1 protein-coding gene is annotated in these 1,401 nt (G+C 71.3%); it reads left to right on the top strand.

Annotation, left to right across the window (positions count from 1 at the left end; translation table 11 throughout):
* The first annotated feature begins 186 nt into the window (after window positions 1–186).
* Entirely contained in the window at window positions 187–1,347 is a 1,161-nt protein-coding gene (locus HCJ92_RS24075; RefSeq protein WP_167935712.1) for an acyl-CoA dehydrogenase family protein, read from the top strand.
* Window positions 1,348–1,401: the final 54 nt, after the last annotated feature.

Below are 1,401 nucleotides of genomic sequence, written 5' to 3' on the forward strand. Positions count from 1 at the left end.
GGGCGGGCCCGGGGCCGGTACCGGCGCGTCCGCCCGGACCGCCGGGGGCGCGCGGGGCAGGGTGGGCGGCGCCCACGAGGGCCGGCGCGGAACCCGGTCGGCCTGCTCACTTCCGGGGGCGGGGTCCGGGCTCCTAGAATCAGGTTACTTAACGGTCACTAGCAAGCTGTGGGAGTGGTGAGAACCGTGGCACGAGCCGCCGATTTCGACCTGTACCGCCCGGCGGAGGAGCACGAGATGCTCCGGGAGTCCGTGCGCGCGCTCGCCGAGGCGAAGATCGCCCCGCACGCCGCAGCGGTGGACGAGGAGGGCCGCTTCCCGCAGGAGGCGCGGAACGCGCTCACCGCGAACGACCTCCACGCCGTCCACGTACCGGAGAAGTTCGGCGGGAACGGCGCGGACGCCCTGGCGACGGTGATCGTCATCGAGGAGGTCGCCCGGGTGTGCGCCTCCTCCTCGCTGATCCCCGCCGTCAACAAGCTGGGTTCCCTGCCGGTGCAGCTCGCCGGCTCCGAGGACCTGAAGGCCCGCTACCTCACGCCGCTGGCGCGCGGCGAGGCGATGTTCTCCTACTGCCTGTCGGAGCCGGACGCGGGCTCGGACGCCGGCGGCATGAAGACCACCGCCGTGCGCGACGGCGACCACTACGTGCTGAACGGCGTCAAGCGCTGGATCACCAACGCCGGCGTCTCCGAGTACTACACGGTGCTCGCCGTGACGGACGCCGAGAAGCGGACCCGCGGCGGTGTCTCGGCCTTCGTGGTGGAGAAGGCCGACGAGGGGGTCTCGTTCGGGGCGCCCGAGAAGAAGCTCGGCATCAAGGGCTCCCCCACCCGCGAGGTCTACTTCGACACCGTCCGCATCCCCGCCGACCGCATGATCGGCGACGAGGGCACCGGCTTCACCACCGCGATGAAGACGCTCGACCACACCCGCATCACCATCGCCGCCCAGGCGCTGGGCATCGCCCAGGGCGCGCTGGACTACGCCAAGGGCTACGTCCGGGAGCGCAAGCAGTTCGGCAAGCCGGTGGGTGACTTCCAGGGCGTGCAGTTCATGCTCGCCGACATGGCGATGAAGATCGAGGCCGCACGCCAGCTGACCTACGCGGCGGCGGCCCGCTCGGAGCGACTGGACGACGACCTGACCTTCTTCGGCGCGGCGGCGAAGTGCTTCGCCTCGGACGCGGCGATGGAGGTCACCACCGACGCGGTGCAGCTGCTCGGCGGTTACGGCTACACCCGGGACTACCCGGTGGAGCGGATGATGCGCGACGCCAAGATCACCCAGATCTACGAGGGCACCAACCAGATCCAGCGCATCGTGATGGCGAGGAACCTTCCCTGACGGAGGCGTCACCCCGGGCGAGGCGCCCGCTCGCGCTGTCGCGCGGCGGGCGCC

Origin of the sequence: Streptomyces spiramenti (genome assembly GCF_012034385.1) — a bacterium.
Classification (GTDB): Bacteria; Actinomycetota; Actinomycetes; order Streptomycetales; family Streptomycetaceae; genus Streptomyces; species Streptomyces spiramenti.